This is a genomic window from Vibrio sp. ABG19, assembly GCF_029962385.1.
In the GTDB taxonomy this organism is placed as follows: domain Bacteria; phylum Pseudomonadota; class Gammaproteobacteria; order Enterobacterales; family Vibrionaceae; genus Vibrio; species Vibrio ostreae.
The window spans coordinates 16,507-36,439 of sequence record NZ_CP071707.1 but is presented as its reverse complement, the minus strand read 5'-3'; the positions used below and the strand labels follow the sequence as shown (position 1 = coordinate 36,439).

Sequence of the window (19,933 nt, the reverse complement as noted above, 5' to 3'; positions counted from 1 at the left end):
CTCCTTAAAGCGATATGATAATCATTTTCATTTGTTTTTGTCGGCGTTAATATACCACTCAGTATCCGGCAGGAATTTTGCGGATTGTTCATTTTATTTTTTGAAATGGTCAAAGTGATGATGGTGGATTGGATAAAGCGATGATGGATAGCGCGGTTAAAGATACCAGTGCGCGACAACGCGGGCTGTTTACCGGCAGAGTCGAAAATCTGAAAATGCAGCAGGGAATCCTGTTTCACAACAAAGACATTGTGCATAAGGCGGATTTTGCCACGCAACGCCAGCTCACGCCGCAGCTGATCATTGCTATTCCCTTGGAAAGTAAAGCCCTGATGACATACGGCGATGTTCATCGTCTGAGGAGTTGCCGTTACCACCGTTCTGATCCTATCCAGGCGACGGCCATATTCTATGCACGACCGGATTCTGTCCAGGGTGCGGCGAAAGCGCATGTGCGCAGCCGGAGCATCGTGCTGTCTCTGTCTACGGAATGGTTGGACAAACAGCTTTCAGGTGCGAAGCGACAAGGTTTTGAACGTAGTTTTTGCCAGCACCTGAGTCGTTTTGACTGGTCTTTACCCCCTCATCTGGGGCAGATGGCGGAGGTGCTGAATCTGACCAATAGTCATAACCAGGCAGAGGCTTTGATGCGAGAGGCATTCACCCTGGCGGTGTGGGAAAATCTTCTGCTTAATATGAAGCATCAGCCATTACTCAGCGAACCACAACCCAAGCCACAATCGACCCGACTCAAGATATTCCTGCGTCAAAAGCAGGTGGACGAAATGTCATTGGTTGAGATGGCATCTGAGCTGGGGATGAGTGTGTCCACTTTGCAGCGTATCGCGCGCAAAGAGCTTGGGATGAGTCTGCAGCGATACCTGCGTGAACGGAAACTGCACCAGACTAAGATTTTGCTGGAACAGGAGGCGATTTCGATTCAGCAAGCTGCACTCATGGCCGGATATCAGCATACCGCCAACTTTATCACGGCCTTTGGCAAGTTATTTGGCGGCCCGCCGAGTCAGGTGTGTGGTGTGACGAACAATCCGCACGATGGCCAGCCTGAATAAACACCTCTGAAGTGGGTATTACGAAGGTGAAGGTTATCAGGCATTTAATGCGCTGCCTTTTTTGTTCCGTGATTTACCAATGTGGCGATATTGTTCAGTACCTGCTGCTTGCTGGCGTGATGCTGTTCCCGGCTGTATTTAACAAAGGCGTCAACAGCTTGGACAGTCTTTGTGTTTGTCTGCAGTGGCGAGAGATGGGTCAGACAAAAATGTAACTGACTTGAAGTATCGTTAAATTTTCCCAATTCGCTCTGCCAATGTTTTAGCTGAGCTTGTTCAATCAATGACTGCTCTGCAGTGGTTATCCCCACAGCGCGGCAAAAGTCATTCAGGTAACGTAATTTCTTACAACCAATCCGCAGTTTATGAATCTCTTCGTCTGTGCTGCCGGGCTTGATTCGGCGGCTGGATTTCAGCAGTTTCCGAGTCTGTTTTTCGAGGTGATAAGCAGCGACAGAATGCAAACTTTTCAAACCGGCTTGAGTCGGGTGCTGAGCACAATCGATGAAACGGATAAAAATCTGCTGCGTGATATGCTGGTACTCATCACTCTCGATCCAATGTGAAAAACGCTGAAATACTCTGCTCCGTTTGGCGGTCACAACAGGCAGCAGCTCACTGAGTATTGTGCTCAACGATTCCGGGTGCGAATCGGGATCAGTAAACACATCTAAGTCTCGCAACAATCCACTGGGTTCCATCATCACTTTAAGCTGCTGTCTGAGTTTAGTGACGGCCTGAGGCGGATAAACGACGGCGAAAATAGCCAGCATGGAACGACAGCGGCGCAGGCTGACCCGATACTGATGCAGATACTCAGGATCACGATCCTCGAGTATGCCTGGCTCATGCAGCAGGGCATACTGAAATTCATTGAGCAGATATTGGCTCAACAGCCAACATACCGGTGTGTCGTCTTCACAACGCAGCTGTTTGGCCGGGACTGGGAGCGTTAACGGGGAAAAGAGCGTCATGATGCACCTCCGTTCCATTAGTGTAGTGCCCGGCTTGGGAATTGGAGGTTAAGCGAGCAAAAAGTCTGTCGCTCTGTGTCATTTATTCATGGCTGTCGAAATATTGCAGGACAAACTCAATAAACAGTCGCACGCGCAGAGGAATATTTTGACGCTCGCGATACAGCATAAACAGGGTGCGTTCTTTACTGCGCCAGTCTGGTAATACGTGCTGCATTTCACCTTGCGCTATCATTGGCAGGGCAAAATAGTCGGGAATATAGCCTATTCCCAGTCCGGTTTTGACCGCATGCGACAGCATCTGAATTTCATCGAGTTCGAGCCGGACACCTTTTTGCGGATGGTAATCAAATTCCTGGTGATTGGTTTTATTCACCAGTTGCCAGGGAATCATAGGGTGACAAAGCACCGTCGGGTGACCACACAGATCTTTGGGGTGCTGTATCGCGCTGAGATCATAATCCGGATGGGCGCACAGGAGGAAATGAATATGTTTGAGTGGGCGGGCGATCCAGTTATCGACCACCGGACTGCCAACCCTAAATACCACATCCATGCCTTCCGCTTCGATATCAATCAGGGAATTGGAGAACCGCAGGTCGAGCTGAATATCCGGCTGTTGCAATAAAAAATCATAAAAAATCGGGCGCAGAAACTGGGAGCCGGCGTTGATAGGCGTGGAGATACGAATTTTTCCGGTTGGCTGGTGTTTATCGCGGTGTAAATCCTCATCAATGTCTCCGAGCTCGTCAAACAAGGCCTCTGAACGCTGGAAGTACTGTTCACCGGTATGAGTGAGAATCACCCGATGGGCATCGCGGTTAAGAAGCCTGAGTTGCAGATCGGTTTCCAGTTGGCGGATACGACGGCTCAAGGTGGAAAGGGGCATTTCCAGATAAGCAGCGGCTTCTTTAAAACTGGCAAAGCGGGCAACAGCACAAAAACAGCGCAAATCGTCTAAAGAGTAGTTAGGTTTCATTTATGGCATTTACCGTCTTAATTTTGCTTATTTATTATAATGTTGAAATCAATACACTAGGCAACCTGTTTTGACAAGTTCTTTGGAGTGACGATGAATTCCGATTCAATCCTGAAAGCAGTTGTGCTTCTTCTTATCTGTACCTTTTTCTGGGGCAGCAGCTTTCCCATCGGCAAACATGCGTTGCAGGAAGTGAATGCGCTGACCTTAGTCTTCTGGCGCTTTGTTATCGCTGCAGCCTGTCTGGCGCTGTATGTGCGTGTCGCGCGCATGCCTAAACCTGTCATCACCAACCGCCAGTGGCTGTGGGTGTTTGCGGTCAGCGCTGTGGGCGTGGGTGGTCTTAATCTCGGGCTTTTCACCGGCCTTGCCTATACCAGCGCAACCAATGGCTCGCTGATCATGGCTCTCAGCCCGTTAATGACCTCGCTGATCGCTAGTGTCGCTCAGCGCAGCTGGCCGTCACGCGCACAATGTTTCAGTCTGCTGGTCAGTCTGACCGGGGTACTGATGGTGATCACCAACGGCCATCTTGAAACCCTGCTTTCCTTGCAGATTAACCATGGTGACAAGCTCATCTTCTCAGGCATGCTAGCCTGGAGTCTGTACACCTATTTCAGCCAGGGTATCAGTCGTTGGATGGCGGTGATCCCTTACACTCTGGTAGGCATGCTGAGTGGCGTGGCCGTGATTGGCGTGATGTGCCTGTTCTCATCTGACGTGCATCCGTTCGCAGAACTGTTTAATGCCAGCGCTGTCGGCATTAGCGAGGTGGTGTACATCGGTTTGTTTGCCACCGTGGCCGGTTATCTGTTGTGGCTCAATGGTGTGCGTCGCCTCGGTTCGGCCAGCGCAGCACTGTTTTTTAACTTCGTGCCGATTTTCTCAGTCCTGACTTCCTTTGTGATGGGGCATGCGGTGACTCAATTGCAGTTAGCCGGTATTGGATTAGTGGTGGCGGGCCTGCTTCTGCCTCGGATTCGTTTGCCGAAACGCAAATCAATGGCCTGTCCTCAGCAGTGATGTTGTGAAGATTGAGCAATAATAACGAGCAACAGCCAGCAGGGCGGGATATTCCCGCCCTTGTTTTATCTATGGCGATATTCACACAGCAAAGGTGAGGATTTTAGCTAAACTCTAATTAGAGTTTTATACCGGATCTGATTATGTATCGTCGGCTATTTGCAGCGCTTTTGTCGGTGCTGCTGAGTGTCTCAACACTGGCGACGGGTGAAACGGACAGTGGCACGCAGCCAGAACAGTCAGCATTGCCACAGTTACAGCGTTCATCTACCGTTCCAGTGATCACCATCAGTGGTGCTATCGGCCCTGCTGTTGGCGACTATGTGATCAAAGAGATTCAACGTGCCAATTCCATCGCTGATGCTCCGGCAATCGTTATTGCGATTGATACTCCCGGTGGCCTGGTGTCCAGCCTACGCGATATAAACCAACATATCCTTGCTTCCCACATACCTGTGCTTTGTCTGGTTCATCCGCCAGGAGCTCGCGCTGCCAGTGCGGGTACCTATATTCTTTACGCCTGCCATATTGCAGCAATGGCACCTGCGACCACACTTGGGGCTGCGACGCCGGTACAAATGGGCGGCCCAGGCCCGGGTGGAGAACAGCAGGACAAGCCCAGTGAACCCAGTGCGATGGAGAAAAAGATCCTCAACGACTCAATAGCTTATATTCGTTCTCTGGCACAGTTGCGTGGCCGTAATGTCGAATGGGCGGAAAAAGCAGTGCGTGAAGCCGCTACCTTATCGGCTAGCGAAGCACTCGAGCTGAACGTGATTAACGTTATGGCTGAGTCACCCCAGGATTTATTGTCAGCAGCGACAGGGCAAACGCTCGAGCTGAATCATCAGCAAGTGACGCTCGATTTTAGTCACGCTCAGGTTGAAAAGCGTGACCCTGATTTACGCAATAAGTTTTTGGCCACCATCACTGACCCTAACGTCGCCTATATCCTGATGATGATCGGGGTATATGGCCTGTTACTCGAATTCTATAGTCCGAGCTTTGGTATTGCCGGGATCACCGGCGCAATCTGCCTGCTTATCGCCTTGTATGCTTTCCAGTTGTTGCCAGTGAACTATGTGGGGCTGGGCTTGATGTTGCTCGGTATCGCTCTGTTTATTGCCGAATCCTTCCTGCCCAGCTTTGGGTTGCTCGGTTCAGGTGGCATTGTGGCCTTTGTACTTGGCTCGGTGTTTTTGATCGACAGCGATCTGCCTGAGCTACGTGTTTCCCTGACGTTGATTTATGCGATTGCCGCTGTGTCGGCAGGGGTGATCATTTTTGTGCTCAAGCGCGTTATGGAGCTGCGCAAAAAACAAGTGGTCAGTGGCAGCGAAGCGCTGGCTGGTGAGCATGGCGTTGCGTTGGAGAGTTTTACCGGACACGGTTTTGTGCATGTCGAAGGTGAACGTTGGGAAGCCATCAGTGACGTACCGTTAAGCAAAGGGGACCCGATACGAGTCATTGAACTGGATGGCTTGATTCTGAAAGTCACTAAAGTTTCTCAAGTAAAAAGGAGTACAGACGATGCCAGCAATTCCAGTCAACACTGAGCTGCTAACACCGATTCTGATTGTGGTGCTGGTGGTGCTGATCGCAGTGCGCTTATTCCGTATTCTGCGTGAGTATGAACGCGGGGTGATTTTCTTCCTCGGTCGATTCCAGAAGGTGAAAGGTCCGGGTTTGATCATCGTCATCCCGGTCATCCAACAAATGGTACGGGTCGATTTACGCACGGTCGTGATGGATGTACCGAGTCAGGATGTCATCAGCCGTGACAACGTGTCGGTGCGGGTCAATGCCGTGCTCTATTTCCGCGTGGTTGATTCACAGAAAGCCATTATTAATGTGGAAAATTATCTCCAGGCCACATCGCAACTGGCTCAGACCACCTTACGTTCGGTGCTGGGTCAGCATGAGTTGGACGAGATGTTAGCCAACCGGGAAATGCTCAATGCGGATATTCAGGCCATTCTCGATGCCCGCACGGAAGGGTGGGGGATTAAAGTCTCCAACGTCGAAATAAAACATGTCGATCTGAATGAATCGATGATCCGCGCCATTGCCCGTCAGGCCGAAGCTGAGCGGACCCGACGCGCGAAAGTGATTCACGCATCCGGTGAGATGGAAGCGTCAGAGAAACTGGTGGAAGCGGCTAATCGTCTGGCGACTGAGCCAAATGCCATTTTGCTGCGTTATTTGCAGACATTAACCGAAATCGCCGGCGAAAAAAGCTCGACCATACTATTTCCGATGCCAACCTCAATGATGGAAGGTTTGTTCCAGACCCTGACTAAAAACAAAAAACCTGATAAAGAGCCCTGATTCTGGGCGCGTGAGCACGGGGCAGAGCGGCCGGCACAGGTACACTTGAACAAGTGGTTGACGTTTGAGGTGTTCAACTACTTAAGTCACAGGGAAGTAAGGTGTTAACGCCAAGTCTGACCGCTGTATTAGTGGCAAAACAATGCAGTATCAGTAGCAAAACAATGCAGTATCAGTGGCAAAGCAGTGCTGTAGCAGTAGCATAAATCAAGGAAGTGCTCATGAGTTTACAACCGTTTCATTTAGCGATACCTGTCTATGATGTGCCGCTCGCCCGGCAGTTTTATCGCGAAGTCTTTGGCCTCGAAGAGGGGCGCAGCGCAGAAAGCTGGGTCGATTTTAATTTTTTCGGTCACCAGTTGGTGATCCATTTTCATCCGCGTACCGCCGATCAGGAGCGGGCGGTGACTAACCCGGTCGATGGGCATGATGTTCCGGTGCCGCATTTTGGTGTGGTGCTGACCTGGGAGCAGTGGCAAGCGCTGGCCGAGCGTCTTAAGCGCTACAACATTGAGTTCGTGATTGAGCCGTATATTCGTTTTCAAGGCCAGGTCGGTGAACAGGCAACCATGTTTTTTTTCGATCCGTGTGGTAATGCGCTGGAATTTAAAGCGTTTAAAGATATGGGGCAGTTGTTCGCCAAGTAGGCAGGAACTGTGCTTTAAATCGACAACAAAGCCGCGTTTTGACGCGGCTTTGTGCTGTTTGTGGTTGTGCTCAGACCTGGCTTAGCGTAACTCTGACAGCAGCTGATACGATTTCAGTTTTTCCTGATGATCGTAAATCATGGCGTTCACCATGATCTCATCGGCCTGAGTCCGCTCAAGCAGATTTTCTAAGCGGCGACGGACTGTCTCCTGGCTGCCGTGGATCGATTCCCGTAATTGCGTTTCAACATGTCGCTGCTCATGGGGCAGCCACAGCGGGTCCATGCTCATGACCGGTGGCGGTAGTTTGTCGCGTCCGCCACGTGCCATTTTAAGGAACTTCTGCTTTTCCGTCGTGCCCAGATACTGTGCCTGACGATCGGTTTCGGCCACGATTACGTTCACGCCGATCATGGCGTAAGGCTTGTCGAGTTGTTCAGACGGGCGGAAATTATCACGATAGATGTCCAGAGCGCGTAACATCGAATCCGGGGCGAAATGAGCGGCAAAAGCGAAAGGTAACCCCTTGATACCGGCTAAACGGGCACTGTAGGTACTTGAGCCGAGCAGCCACAAAGGTACTTTCGCGTTGTTGCCCGGATAGGAGCGTACCGGCTGGTTGTCGGATATCGGGCCCATAAAAAACTGCAGCTCTTCCAGCAGTTCATCAAAATCAGGATCCATACGCTCCGGATCGCGGCGCAGCGCGTGCATGGTCGGATAATCGGTACCGGGCGCACGACCTAATCCGAGATCAATCCGGCCCGGATAAAGGGCTTCCAGGGTACCGAACTGTTCGGAAATCACCAGCGGAGCGTGGTTAGGCAGCATTATCCCGCCGGAGCCAAGACGAATTGTCTGCGTATTGGCGCCGATGTGGCTGAGCAGTACGGAAGTGGCGGCACTGGCAATATCGGGCATATTATGGTGTTCCGCCATCCAGAAGCGCTTAAATCCTAACGCTTCAGCGTGCTGGGCCAGAGAAACCGAGTTGCGGAATGTGGAATGAAAATCGGAGCCTTCAGAGACTGGCGCCAGATCCAGGATTGAAAAAGGAGGTAATTGCATGAGGACTCTTGTGTCATGGACGAGTGATCACTATGCCTGTTTATCACGCCAAAATAAACCGACAGAATGTAAGGGCTGCGCTGTTCAGGCGCAGCCCTGATGAAACCGGCTAAGCAGGCACTAAAGATGAAGTACTGCGTGGGCCGGGAGCCGGGCTGTACAGACGTGGCGCGCTGTGCTTTGGCAGATGAATCAGATTCAGATTGTGTTGCCGCGCCCATTGCACAGTTAATGCGGTTGGGGCGGAGAGCGTAACCAGTGTGGCTACTTTCGCGCGCACGGTTTTGTGAATCAGTTCCAGGCTACAGCGACTGGTCATCACCACAAACCCTGTTTGCGGATCAATTTTCTGGTGCAGCATCGCCCCAATCAGTTTATCCAGTGCGTTGTGACGACCAATGTCTTCACGGCACAAGGTAATTTCACCTGCGCTGTTAGCGTACAGCGCTGCGTGCAGGGCACCGCTTTGGCTGGCGAGCACCTGGGCCTCGGCAATGCGTTGGCGTAAATTGATGAATTGACGCGGGTCGGGTGCGGCTACCGGAGTCAGTACTTCAAGCTGCGGCAGTGCCTGCTCCAGAGCTTCAACCCCACAAATACCGCAGCCACTGGTTCCGGCCAGGGTACGGCGCTGGGTTTTCAGTGCCCAGAAGGCGCGGCTGCTCAGTTCCACTTCTGCATTGTGCGAGTCCTGGCCGGTGCGCAGTTGAATGTCGCGAATTTCACTCATCGATTGCACGATGCCGCTGCTGAGGCTAAAGCCGCGGATAAAGTCTTCGATATTACCGGGCGTGACCATCATCACCGCATGATTGAGGCCGTTATAGCTGATAGAAAGCGCGGTTTCACTGGCCAGTGGTTTGTAAGCGATATTCTGTTGCTGATCCATTTCGACGTAGCCGTACTCGTCCGGATTTGGCGCGGCAACGTTAGTATCAGCCAATTCACTTAACTGGGTTAATGTACATGTCATGCTGACCTCCGCGTTAATCTGTCTGATGGCTGCCGGCAGCAAAGATCTCTTGTGCCTTGATAAAGCAGCGTTCTGCTAATGCTGAGCGCGGTTCGGTTTTTCGCATCAGCAATCCCATGCGGGCGCGGACACGGGCGTCTTCAATCGGAATGATTTGCAGCGCATCGTTCATGTGTTCCAAACCGCTGTTGAGCGGCATGATTGCGCAGCACAACCCTGCGTTGACCGATTGCAGCAGTTGGAAGGTGGAGTCACTTTCCAGCAGGATTTTGGGTGTGATGCCTTTACTGCTGAAACTGATATCAATCGACTGCCGATAGTGCATGCCTTGAGTGAGCAGGCCTAAAGGCATGCTGTTTAACCTTGTCCAGGCCATCTCGGTCTCGTCGAAATCAAAATAGCGCTGATCGTAGAGCAGCCCCATTTGGGTGGAAGGCAGCTCGATGACGTCAAAATGAGTGGTATCAATCTGATCCATATAACATAAGCCAAGATCGAGCTGGTTGCGGTTAAGGCCGTCGATCACTTGCTCTGAGGTCAATGAAGAGAGCTGATAACGCAGCTCCGGATAACTTTTGGACAAGGGCTCAAGCAACACCATTGGATTCAGGCTGGCCAGAGGAACCATCCCCAGACGCAGGCTACCCACAACCTGGCCGCGACAGTTAGCGGCTTCCGTTTGCAGCGCATCGTGCGCCGCCAGTAGGGTATGTGCCCAGGCCAGGATTCGTTCACCCGCTTCGGTTAGGCCCTGATAGCGCTGACCACGATTGATCAAGGTCAGATCCAGCTCTTCTTCCAACTGACGAATGCGCATAGACAGCGTCGGCTGAGTGATGTTACACATTGCTGCGGCTTGCCCGAAGTGCTGGGTTTCATCCAGAGCGATGAGGTATTTGAGTTGCTTAATGTCCATACTACTTCCTTAAGCGGCCCTTTCTTTAAGCGCACTCGTCACTGCGGCAGCCATACTGTGAATGGCAATTTTGGTGCAGGCCGCGTCATGTCCGGTGACCAGAAAGGTCCGCTTGTGTTGAGACTGACAGACTGAATAGATTCAGTTCGACATTATTATCGGCTTTTATTTGTTGTTAGCCGGTTCTCGTCGCGCCGCTACCTGGCTCTGCTGGCGGTTATCTGATCCCCTACAGGGCCAAATTCAGCTCAGGATATAGTCCACCGGCTTTTTCTGCGGAGGCAGTTCGGTAACGTTCAGAGTATCAAGAATATCACGTTCGATGATTCGTACCAGTGCATCGAGTGGCCGTGCATTTTCATCATGACCGAACGGGTCTTCCAGTTCGTCACCAATTGCGTCCAAACCAAACAAGGCATAGCTGACGATAGTGGTAACAATTGACAGGGAGATGCCCAGCAACGTAAACGGCGTCGCGCTGACCTGACTAAACAGTGACGGATACCCACTTTCGACCAGAACAATGATCGCAGCCAGAGCAGTAATCATGAAAGTGCGTTTCGCTATTTTTTTAGCGATAGACCCTTTTAATGAAAAAAGGATATCAAATAAATTTGGAGTAAAATACACGACCATAGTATTTCCAAACGTATATTCAGCCAGGTGCTGACGTTGTATGACGTATTAAACTAACTGAGGAGAATTAATTATATATAATGAATTTATACGCCTTAATTATTTTGTTGTTACCTGAAATAACCGCAAAAAAATGAGTTACACCGATCGTTAAACCGGATAAAAATATCAGATGATCCCAGGTAGCTTTGTTGCTTGCCTCGTTCTGATGACAAAAAATCTTATCGACATGGTGAAGAAATCGACAGCTTCATTGATCTGGGTCAATCATAATCCCACTATTATGTCTGATCAAATCGGTTGTGTTTATCAAACCATAGAGCCGGCTGATAAATGCGCTTGCATAGCTGAGTATAAAATAGGCCTTAAGCCTTATTTAAATTGTGGACTAGGCGGGTTTAAAATAACCGATAGATACTATCTATCAAGTGTTAGATAACCTCAATTGGACGATGCAAAATTTTAGGATTACTCTCAGGCCAAATAAAAAACTCGGCAATTTTTATTGCGAGAGTTTGAATTATAACTCAATGAACTTGTCTCTTTATTTCTGTCATCGCACCATGATGCATTGCTCTTTTATGGTTAATGATGCCTGTTTTCAGGGGAAGTTTGCCACATGCTCACAGGTAGATCGTAAGTTCATTGTTATTCCTAACGAGGAGTGTCGTCATGAACCAAAAGGAAAATATTACCGATTATAATGGCCCTGCTGCCGGATGGGGGGCATTAAAAGCGGTAACAACAAGCTGGTTTCGCAGTGAAAATGGCTTTCGTAACCTGCGAGCTTTGTTAAAAACCAACCAGAATAACGGTTTCGACTGTCCGGGATGTGCCTGGGGCGAATCACCGGAAAGCGGTATGGTCAATTTCTGTGAAAACGGCGCCAAAGCCGTCAACTGGGAAGCAACCAGTCGTCTGGTTGATGCGGAGTTTTTTGCTCAGCACAGTGTGAGTGAACTGTTCAAACAGACCGACTACTGGCTTGAATATCAAGGCCGTCTTAGCCAACCGATGCGTTATGACGCTGCCAGTGACCATTATGTTCCGGTTTCCTGGGAAGATGCCTTTGCGTTGGTTGCCCAGCATCTGAAATCTCTCGAATCACCTGATCAGGCTGAGTTTTATACGTCCGGCCGTGCCAGTAATGAAGCGGCATTTCTTTACCAGCTTTTCGTGCGTGCTTTTGGCACCAACAACTTCCCAGACTGCTCAAACATGTGCCATGAAGCGAGTGGCGTGTCGATGTCGGAAACGTTGGGCGTTGGTAAAGGCACCGTCGTGTTTGATGATTTTGAGCACGCGGATGCGATTTTTGTTATCGGCCAGAATCCGGGTACCAACCACCCACGTATGCTGGAACCGTTGCGTGAAGCGGTTAAACGCGGCGCTGAGGTTATCTGTCTCAACCCGCTGAAAGAGCGTGGACTTGAACGTTTCCAGAATCCGCAGAAACCAATCGAAATGCTCAGTAATGGTTCTAAACCAACCAGCAGTGCTTACTTCCGTCCTGCTCTGGGCGGAGACATGGCGGTGTTCCGTGGTATGGCGAAGTTCCTGCTGACCTGGGAGCAGCAAGCGCAGCAAAATGGTGACGAGCCAGTTTTTGATCACGATTTTATCCGTGAACACACTTCAGGACTGGATGCTTACCTGCAAGCCGTGGAAGAGACCTCCTGGGATCACATCGTGCAGCAATCTGGCCTGCGTCTGGATGAGATTGAAACGCTGGCGCTGATGTTCCGTCGTGCTGAGCGCGTAGTGATGTGCTGGGCAATGGGTCTGACGCAGCACCGTCATTCAGTGCCAACGATTCAGGAAGTGGTTAATCTCCAACTGTTACGTGGTAACGTAGGTAAGCCGGGTGCAGGCCTGTCTCCGGTGCGCGGACACAGTAATGTGCAGGGCGACCGTACTATGGGCATTAACGAGAAGCCGCCACAGTTTCTGCTGGATGCGATCGAAAAACGTTTTCAGTTTAAGGTGCCGCGTCACCACGGCGATAACGCCGTGACGGCCATCCAGGCGATGGAAGAGAAACGTGCCAAAGTCTTTATTGGTCTGGGCGGCAACTTTGCCCAGGCGACACCGGATACACCACGTACTCACGATGCGATGCGTAATTGTGAGCTGACCGTGCATATTGCGACTAAGCTGAACCGTTCTCATCTGGTGACCGGCCGTGATGCCCTGATCCTGCCGTGTCTGGGTCGTACCGAAGTGGATATGCAGGCTAACGGCCCGCAGGGTGTGACGGTTGAAGATACCTTCAGCATGGTACACATCTCTTACGGTCAGTTAAAACCGCGCTCTGATCAAATGCGCTCTGAACCGGCTATCCTGGCTGGTATCGCCAAAGCAACGCTGGGCAATTTCCCGATAGACTGGGATTGGGCGATTGAAGACTACGGCCGGATACGCGATATGATTGCAGATACGATTCCGGGCTTTAGCGATTTTAACCACAAGATCGCCAATCCGGGCGGGTTCTATCTGGGTAACACAGCGGCACGTCGCGAGTGGAATACGGCCAGTGGTAAGGCTCAGTTCTCTGCGTCGACGCTACCGGCGCAGCTGATCAATGAAACGGTCACTAAACTCGGTGATACGCCGGATCTGATCCTGCAGACCATGCGTTCCCACGATCAGTACAACACTACGCTGTACGGCCTGAATGACCGTTATCGCGGTGTGTTTGGTAAACGTGAAGTGGTGTTCGTGAGCGAAGACGATATCCTGCGCCTTGGTTTTGAACCGGGTGAAAAAGTGGATATGGTGACGCTATGGGAAGACGGGATTGAACGCCGCGTCAGCGGATTCGAACTGGTGCCCTATGATATGCCAAATGGTCAGGCAGCGGCTTACTACCCGGAAACCAACCCGCTGGTTCCGCTGGAAAGCTACGGCGATCGTACGTTTACTCCGACCTCTAAATTTGTCGCGATTAAGCTGGAAAAATCCAAACCGGATAATATTATTCCGACCACAGCGGCGTAAACTCCCCGCTTATGTTCCGAAAGCAAAAGGGAAACACAAATGTGTTTCCCTTTTTCGTGACTGCTAGCCGAAGCGGTGTGGTTCACCCAGTTTAACTGTGCAATTCAAAATAGCGTTTAGCATGCTGCTTTATACTTTGTCTAAAAAGGGAACTGCAGAGCAGGACGCAACGGCAGCTTAATCACAGGAGCGTGATGATATCGGTAATAGATCACGCTAATTTTTCAGATAAGCGCTTGTCGCTGATAACTGGCAAAGGTACATAGAACGAGCGATCAGCGCTTATTTTAATATTTAATAACGCGATGTTTTACAAAACGTTATTGACGACCAGCATGTTGAGTTTTTTCGACTCTTTCAGTTCTTCTTTGGTCAGGCGCAGCTGCTCTTTCAGTTCATCGGAATAGGGGCGACTGTTGAGTGTGACCAGACATTTGAACGCGCAGGGCCGCATATCGGCCGATGAAATCCCGCATAACAGACCGAAGGTGCTGTCACGCAATTCCAGCGGGTTAAAGATATACAGCAGGCATTCTTCCAGCGTGTTGTACTGGTTAATAAATGAAAAGCGTATCAACCGATCGCTGTACGTCACGCAGCCTCTGTAATAAATCTCGCTGCTTTTGCCGTCTGGCGTTACCACGCTGATGGTCAGTGTCGCGGTCTGCTGGCTGCCTTTCTTCTCCGGCAATATATCAATCACCCCGTCTTTCATCCGGTTGTAGCGGCCGTCGTAAAAATAGAAAAACAGCCGCGCAGCACTGTGAAAGGTTTGAACGCCAGACGTTGGCGGGGCCGGTTCAATACTTGGGCTGACGCGATAATCAATCAGCTGGGTTGGGGTGACTTTAAGCGCTTCGGCAATGGTAAACAGGGTTACCATATCGATAGAGATCTCGCCGGTTTCGTATTTTGATACCGTAGCTCGGCTTTTAAATATCAGATCGGCCAACTGCTGAATCGTGAGCCCAAGGTTTTTACGATGGGTACGGATTCTGGCGCCGATATGGCGATTAATCGCCACATGATCTGTCGGTGGTCGGTTCATGATATTCAGATCCTTTAATCAATGACCGGATGAAACGTTCGTATAACGGTGCATTTGCGTGATTTTGCTGATGAATGGATTTTCTGCTTAGCAAAACTAGCAAATAAGTGGACTTTTTTCTATTTAAAAGAGAATTTATCAAAATTGTGTTTCTTTAAATGAAACTTATGCAGTTTGTCGTGGCTTAAAGGCTACCGATATACTCAGCGCAACCGTGCAGTCAGGAAAAGGACACTTCCGCACTGGTCACGGAGTCAACATCACAGGAAACAAAATATGAAAATAGCGGTGATCGGCGCCGGCGCCATGGGGTGTCTGTACGGTGCGTATTTAAGTCAGCAGCATCAGGTCTTTATGATCGACGCACTGGAATCTCAGGTCACGGCGATTCAGCAGTCAGGGATAACTATTGAAGAGCAAAGCGGTGAAAAAGTGAATTTTCCCCGTGTTCAGGCATACTTATCCGGTCGATGTGACGTCGCGATGGACTTGGTCATCGTCTTTGTCAAATCGACCTATACTCAGGTCGCTCTGGAGCAAAACCAAAACCTGTTTAAAGAGTCAACCCTGGTGATGACGCTGCAAAATGGCGCTGGTAATGACCGCCTGATTCAGCAGTATGTGAAGCCGGAAAACATCATCATTGGCACCAGCAAGCATAATGCGGTCAATCTTGGCCTGGGCCAAATCAAGCATCCGGCCTCTGGGGTCACCACCATCGGCAGTAATCATAATGCGGATAAGCAGGTTGCGCTGGCGCAAGGCGCCTTACTGGAAGCGTCGTTTACGGTCGAAGCGACCGATGATATTCAGCGAATTATTTGGAGTAAGCTGCTGGTGAACTTATCGGTCAATACGTTTACCGCCATTACCCAAACCCCAATTGGTTACATGATCAAGAACGAACATGCCTGGGACTTTGCCAAGCGTTTGATTTATGAGGCGATTGAAGTTGCCGAAGCCGACGGTACCTATTTTGACCGTCGCGAAGCGCTGAATATGGTTAAAAGTGTGTGTGAAACCGCCGGCGATGGCTATTCCTCCATGTATCAGGACCGCAAAAACCAGGTCAAAATGGAAATTGATGCCATCAACGGGGCGATTGTCGAACAAGCCAAACGTTATGGTGTGCCAACGCCTTACAATACCCTGATTGTGGACCTGATCCACGCGATGGAAGGTGCATACGGGTTATATGACTAATTTTATAAGGGGAAGTGTACACACAGCCGCGCTTCCCCTAACAGACTTCCCCTAACAGTATGTCACTGGGTCAGTAACCAGCGCGCGGTCGTTTCATCGGTGACAAGGCCATTTATCCAGCCGCCACGCAGCGCGGCGAGAATGGCAGGGCGTTTGTCTTCGCCGCAGGCTGAGCCGATTTTCGGACAACGGCTGCTGCGCATATCATAACTGGTGATGAAGCGGTTGATGCTGCAGTTCACCACTTCGCCGTCCTGGTTAATGAAGCGGCCCAGAATTTCACCCACCGCCCCTTGTTCGTTCAGATCCTGCGCTTTATCTGCACTGATAAAACCGTCTTTGATGATCGGACTGGCTTTACTCAGCGAACCAATACCGATAAAGATCACGTTGGCGTTGTCTGCTACCGCTGTAACATCGCCAAACAGGCGGGTTGTGGTCCAGGTTTTATGTTCCTGCTCGGATGTGGCGTAGCGCGGCGCTGGTAACTGATAGTAGTTTGCCTGCACTTTGCTGGCCAGAATCAAGGGCACATCATCATAGTAGTTACATTGTCCATCCACACCCATCGCACTGATCAGTGCGACACATTTACTGCTCGGTGCATCGAAATCAATTCGTTTAATCGCCTTCTTCAACGTTAATCCAGACCCGATACCAATGATCTGATCCGGTTGATCCTTGATGTATTTCGACATCAGCTGAAAGCAGCCAAAGGAGACATTATCCAGGGTTTCTTCTGGGCTGGTGGTCGGCACTATGCTGCACTCGACTAATTGATACTTCGCTTTCAGCAGTTCAGCATAATCCAGACAGGTCGCAATCGGGTGGTGCAATCCGATCGACACAATGCCTTCTTCTTTAGCGGCGGCGATCAGACGCTGCACCACGGGCCGTGACAGGCCAAGTTCAGAAGCGATTTCACTCTGATTACGACCGGATACGTAGTACATCCAGGCGGCTCGCACCATTTGATCGGTTTTGAAATTGTCGTCTTTTGCCACGATTTTTGCCTCGTATCTCGGTTTTATTACTCTGAAAACACCGTGTTATCTGTGGTGCCCAGCTATCTTCGCCTGTTCTGGTATTGAGTGCAAATCAAATCATTCACCCACAAATGAACAAAAATTCATTTAACGGTCTTTTGTTCATTTGTGATCTATAACTATTTATTTGGTTTTTTGATCATTTACAGTGAGCTAATCATATAAGAACGAGGAAATAACAATGAAAAACCAATACACGTGGCTACATATCGGTCTGGGATCGTTTCACCGTGCGCATCAGGCCTGGTACCTGAATCAGTTGCTGGAGCAGGGTGATCAGCGTTGGCACATTGCTGCCGGTAATATCCGTAACGATGCCGAAGCGACAGTTTCTGCTCTCCATCAGCAGCACGGCGAGTACGTGTTGGAAACGGTCAGTCCGGCGGGTGAGCGTGACTACGAAGTCATTAAATCGATTCAAACCTTGTTGCCGTGGCAGGCGGACTTAGCGCCGCTGATCGAAGAAGGCGCTAAAGCCGCGACGAAAGTGATTGCGTTTACGGTAACGGAAGGTGGCTACTACCTGAAAACAGACCACCGTCTCGATGCGGATAATGCGGGTCTGAAGGCTGATTTGAACGGCGGACATCAAACCATTTATGGCACCATCACCAAGATTCTTGAGCGTCGTATGCAAACGCAGGCCGGTGCGGTGACATTACTCAACTGCGATAACGTGCGTCACAACGGTGAACGTTTCCGCGATGGCCTGGAGGAATTTCTGACGCTGACCGGCAAAACCGAACTACTAAACTGGCTGCAGCACCACACTACAAGTCCGAATACCATGGTTGACCGTATTACACCGCGTCCTTCGGCCGATTTACCAGCCAGAATTAAAGCGGCGACCGGCATCGAGGATAACGCTCCTGTTATGGGTGAGCGCTTTATCCAGTGGGTGGTTGAAGATGATTTTAAGGCTGGCCGACCTGAGCTTGAAAAGGTGGGTGTGGAGATGGTCGACTCGGTTATCCCATATGAAGAAGCCAAAATTCGTATTCTTAATTCGTCACACAGTTGCATTGCCTGGGCAGGCACGCTGGCCGGTCAGTCTTATATCCACGAGAGTACGCTGACCGATTATATCCGTCAGATTGCGTATGACTACGTTACTCAGGATGTGATTCCGTGCCTGGGCGATAACGGTATCGATTTAGCCACCTACCGTGATGTGGTATTGGAGCGTTTTACCAACCCACACATTCAGGATACTAACCAGCGCGTTGCCGCAGATGGCTTTTCTAAGATTCCTGCCATGATCACCCCGACCATGCTTGAGTGTTATCAGCGCGGTGTCGCGCCATCGGCCACCGCCGTACTGCCGGCGCTGTTCTTTGTCTACATGCAGCAATGGCACCTGGGCAAACTGCCTTACGAGTACCAGGATGGCATTCTGGATGCCGACGCCGTGCATGCCATGTTTGCATCGGCAGACCCGATTGCTGAGTTTGCCCATGATTCGGCCCTGTTTGGTGAACTGGCACAGAGCGCCGAGTTTGAAAGCCTGCTGCGCGAGAAAATCAGCGCGGTCTACGCGATGATTCAGTAAGGAGTGGTTATGTACTTAGGTATTGATCTGGGCACCTCTGAAGTTAAAGCGTTGGTCATTGATGAACGGGGTGAAACGGTGGCCGCACACAGCGCGCCGCTGACCATTCAACGGCCTCATCCGCATTGGTCCGAGCAGGATCCGCAAGCCTGGTGGGAGGCGACCAATTACCTGATCGATGCGCTGCGCGAAAAATGTGCCGAGCATTGGGGCGCAATTAAGGCGATTGGTCTGTCGGGCCAGATGCATGGTGCAGTGTTGCTGGATGAGAGCGACAGCGTGATACGTCCGGCCATTTTGTGGAATGACACCCGCTGTTATACCGAGTGTCAGGAGCTCGAAGCGATGGCGCCGCAACTGCATCAGATAGCCGGTAACCTGGCGATGCCCGGTTTTACCGCACCAAAACTGCTTTGGGTGCGTAAACATGAGCCGCAGCACTTTGCACGTATCGCAACGGTACTGCTGCCTAAAGACTATCTGCGTCTGCAAATGACCGGACGTAAAATTTCTGATATGTCGGATTCGGCTGGCACGCTGTGGCTGGATGTTGCCAAACGTGACTGGTCAGATTTACTGCTCGACAAGTGTCAGCTCAGTCGCGGCCAGATGCCTTTGCTGGTCGAAGGCTGTGAAGTGTCAGCGACCTTGTCGGTGGAGATCGCCGAACGCTGGGGGCTGAGCCCTTCGGTGTGTGTGGCCGGCGGTGGCGGTGATAATGCGGTCAGCGCTATCGGTGTGGGCGCAGTGGAAACCGGTGATGCCTTTATTTCCCTCGGCACCTCTGGCGTCCTGTTTGTGGTCAACGATCAGTATCGTCCGGCGCCAGAAGCCGCGGTACATGCATTTTGCCATGTCCTGCCACAGCGCTGGCACCAGATGAGCGTGATGCTGAGCGCTGCCAGTTGCCTGCAATGGTTGTGTCGTATCGTCGGCGTGACGGAAGTGGAGTTGTTACAGGAAGTGGAACAGCTCACCGAAGAGGAAAAAGCCGGCGCGCCGCTGTTTTTACCTTACCTGTCCGGTGAGAGAACACCGCACAACGACCCGGATGCCAAAGGCATGTTTCATGGCATGACTCACTCCACCCGTCGGGCGACTCTCGGTTATGCAGTGCTGGAAGGGGTCAGCTTCGGCCTGGCTGATGGTCTGCGTGTCTTGAGCGACAGTGGTACGCACATCGAGCAGTGTTCACTGGTCGGTGGCGGGGCGCGCAGTCCTTACTGGGCGCAGTTACTGGCGGATACTCTGCAGCTTTCCATTGTTACCCACAAAGGAGGGGAGACCGGCGGTGCATTGGGTGCGGCAAGGCTGGCCTCTCTCGCGATGGATAAACCGCTGCGGGAGGTGTGTAAAAAGCCGGAAGTCTACCGCGTCTACCAGCCGGATAGCTCGCGTCAGGCGGTGCTGGAATCGCGCTATCAGCGTTTTCGCGCTCTGTATCAGAACGACCTTAACCTGCGACAGTAATCG

The 19,933-nt window shown here is 50.9% G+C and carries 17 protein-coding genes; 9 read left to right on the top strand and 8 right to left on the bottom strand.

Going from position 1 to position 19,933, the window contains the following annotated elements; translation table 11 throughout:
* Positions 1–140: 140 nt before the first annotated feature.
* On the top strand, positions 141–1,073 hold the full coding sequence (locus J0X00_RS00170) for an AraC family transcriptional regulator (protein WP_282476686.1): 933 nt from the start codon (positions 141–143) through the stop codon (positions 1,071–1,073).
* A gap of 44 nt (positions 1,074–1,117) precedes the next feature.
* On the opposite strand, the gene J0X00_RS00165 is transcribed toward J0X00_RS00170, so the two are convergent.
* The gene (locus J0X00_RS00165; protein ID WP_282476685.1) at positions 1,118–2,047 is read right to left on the bottom strand and encodes a CHAD domain-containing protein; all 930 of its coding nucleotides are present in this window, start codon (positions 2,045–2,047) and stop codon (positions 1,118–1,120) included.
* Between the two features lie 82 nt (positions 2,048–2,129).
* Positions 2,130–3,026, bottom strand: a complete 897-nt coding sequence (locus J0X00_RS00160) for a LysR family transcriptional regulator (RefSeq protein WP_136483953.1) — start codon at positions 3,024–3,026, stop codon at positions 2,130–2,132.
* 93 nt (positions 3,027–3,119) lie between these two features.
* On the opposite strand from J0X00_RS00160, the gene J0X00_RS00155 reads away from it, so the two are divergent.
* The 4 genes from J0X00_RS00155 (at position 3,120) to J0X00_RS00140 (ending at position 7,024) form a co-directional block, all read left to right on the top strand.
* Positions 3,120–4,049, top strand: coding sequence for a DMT family transporter (locus J0X00_RS00155; protein WP_282476684.1), 930 nt, complete (start codon positions 3,120–3,122; stop codon positions 4,047–4,049).
* A 143-nt stretch (positions 4,050–4,192) separates the two neighbouring features.
* Positions 4,193–5,605: a nodulation protein NfeD gene (locus tag J0X00_RS00150; protein WP_282476683.1), complete on the top strand. Its 1,413-nt coding sequence runs from the start codon at positions 4,193–4,195 to the stop codon at positions 5,603–5,605.
* The gene (locus J0X00_RS00145; RefSeq protein ID WP_136483956.1) at positions 5,580–6,377 is read left to right on the top strand and encodes a slipin family protein; all 798 of its coding nucleotides are present in this window, start codon (positions 5,580–5,582) and stop codon (positions 6,375–6,377) included. The genes J0X00_RS00150 and J0X00_RS00145 overlap by 26 nt, the downstream gene beginning before the upstream one ends.
* 221 nt (positions 6,378–6,598) lie before the next feature.
* A complete protein-coding gene (locus J0X00_RS00140) occupies positions 6,599–7,024 on the top strand; it encodes a VOC family protein (protein WP_136483957.1) in 426 nt (141 codons plus the stop codon).
* An 81-nt stretch (positions 7,025–7,105) separates the two neighbouring features.
* On the opposite strand, the gene J0X00_RS00135 is transcribed toward J0X00_RS00140, so the two are convergent.
* From J0X00_RS00135 to J0X00_RS00120, 4 genes are all read right to left on the bottom strand, one after another.
* On the bottom strand, positions 7,106–8,092 hold the full coding sequence (locus J0X00_RS00135; protein WP_136483958.1) for an LLM class flavin-dependent oxidoreductase: 987 nt from the start codon (positions 8,090–8,092) through the stop codon (positions 7,106–7,108).
* A 109-nt stretch (positions 8,093–8,201) separates the two neighbouring features.
* On the bottom strand, positions 8,202–9,065 hold the full coding sequence (gene fdhD / locus J0X00_RS00130) for a formate dehydrogenase accessory sulfurtransferase FdhD (protein ID WP_282476682.1): 864 nt from the start codon (positions 9,063–9,065) through the stop codon (positions 8,202–8,204).
* 13 nt (positions 9,066–9,078) lie between these two features.
* Positions 9,079–9,981 carry a LysR family transcriptional regulator gene (locus J0X00_RS00125; RefSeq protein ID WP_282476681.1) on the bottom strand — a complete coding sequence of 301 codons (903 nt, stop codon included), beginning with the start codon at positions 9,979–9,981 and terminating at the stop codon, positions 9,079–9,081.
* Between the two features lie 243 nt (positions 9,982–10,224).
* Positions 10,225–10,617 carry a bestrophin family ion channel gene (locus tag J0X00_RS00120; protein ID WP_282476680.1) on the bottom strand — a complete coding sequence of 131 codons (393 nt, stop codon included), beginning with the start codon at positions 10,615–10,617 and terminating at the stop codon, positions 10,225–10,227.
* Positions 10,618–11,289: 672 nt separating this feature from the next.
* Between J0X00_RS00120 and J0X00_RS00115 the strand changes: the two genes are divergently transcribed.
* A complete protein-coding gene (locus J0X00_RS00115) occupies positions 11,290–13,614 on the top strand; it encodes an FdhF/YdeP family oxidoreductase (RefSeq protein WP_282476679.1) in 2,325 nt (774 codons plus the stop codon).
* A 310-nt stretch (positions 13,615–13,924) separates the two neighbouring features.
* Here the strand turns inward: J0X00_RS00115 and J0X00_RS00110 are convergent, their stop codons facing one another.
* Complete coding sequence (locus J0X00_RS00110; RefSeq protein ID WP_282476678.1) at positions 13,925–14,662, bottom strand: helix-turn-helix transcriptional regulator; 738 nt, start codon at positions 14,660–14,662, stop codon at positions 13,925–13,927.
* A gap of 276 nt (positions 14,663–14,938) precedes the next feature.
* Between J0X00_RS00110 and J0X00_RS00105 the strand changes: the two genes are divergently transcribed.
* A complete protein-coding gene (locus J0X00_RS00105; protein WP_282476677.1) occupies positions 14,939–15,865 on the top strand; it encodes a 2-dehydropantoate 2-reductase in 927 nt (308 codons plus the stop codon).
* A 62-nt stretch (positions 15,866–15,927) separates the two neighbouring features.
* Here J0X00_RS00105 and J0X00_RS00100 read toward each other — a convergent pair whose 3' ends face one another.
* Positions 15,928–16,869, bottom strand: coding sequence for a sugar-binding transcriptional regulator (locus J0X00_RS00100; protein WP_282476676.1), 942 nt, complete (start codon positions 16,867–16,869; stop codon positions 15,928–15,930).
* Between the two features lie 223 nt (positions 16,870–17,092).
* Between J0X00_RS00100 and dalD the strand changes: the two genes are divergently transcribed.
* Together dalD and xylB are read left to right on the top strand one after the other, a co-directional pair.
* A complete protein-coding gene (gene dalD / locus J0X00_RS00095) occupies positions 17,093–18,460 on the top strand; it encodes a D-arabinitol 4-dehydrogenase (RefSeq protein WP_282476675.1) in 1,368 nt (455 codons plus the stop codon).
* Positions 18,461–18,469: 9 nt separating this feature from the next.
* Positions 18,470–19,930 carry a xylulokinase gene (gene xylB, locus J0X00_RS00090; RefSeq protein WP_136483975.1) on the top strand — a complete coding sequence of 487 codons (1,461 nt, stop codon included), beginning with the start codon at positions 18,470–18,472 and terminating at the stop codon, positions 19,928–19,930.
* The last annotated feature ends 3 nt before the right edge of the window (positions 19,931–19,933 follow it).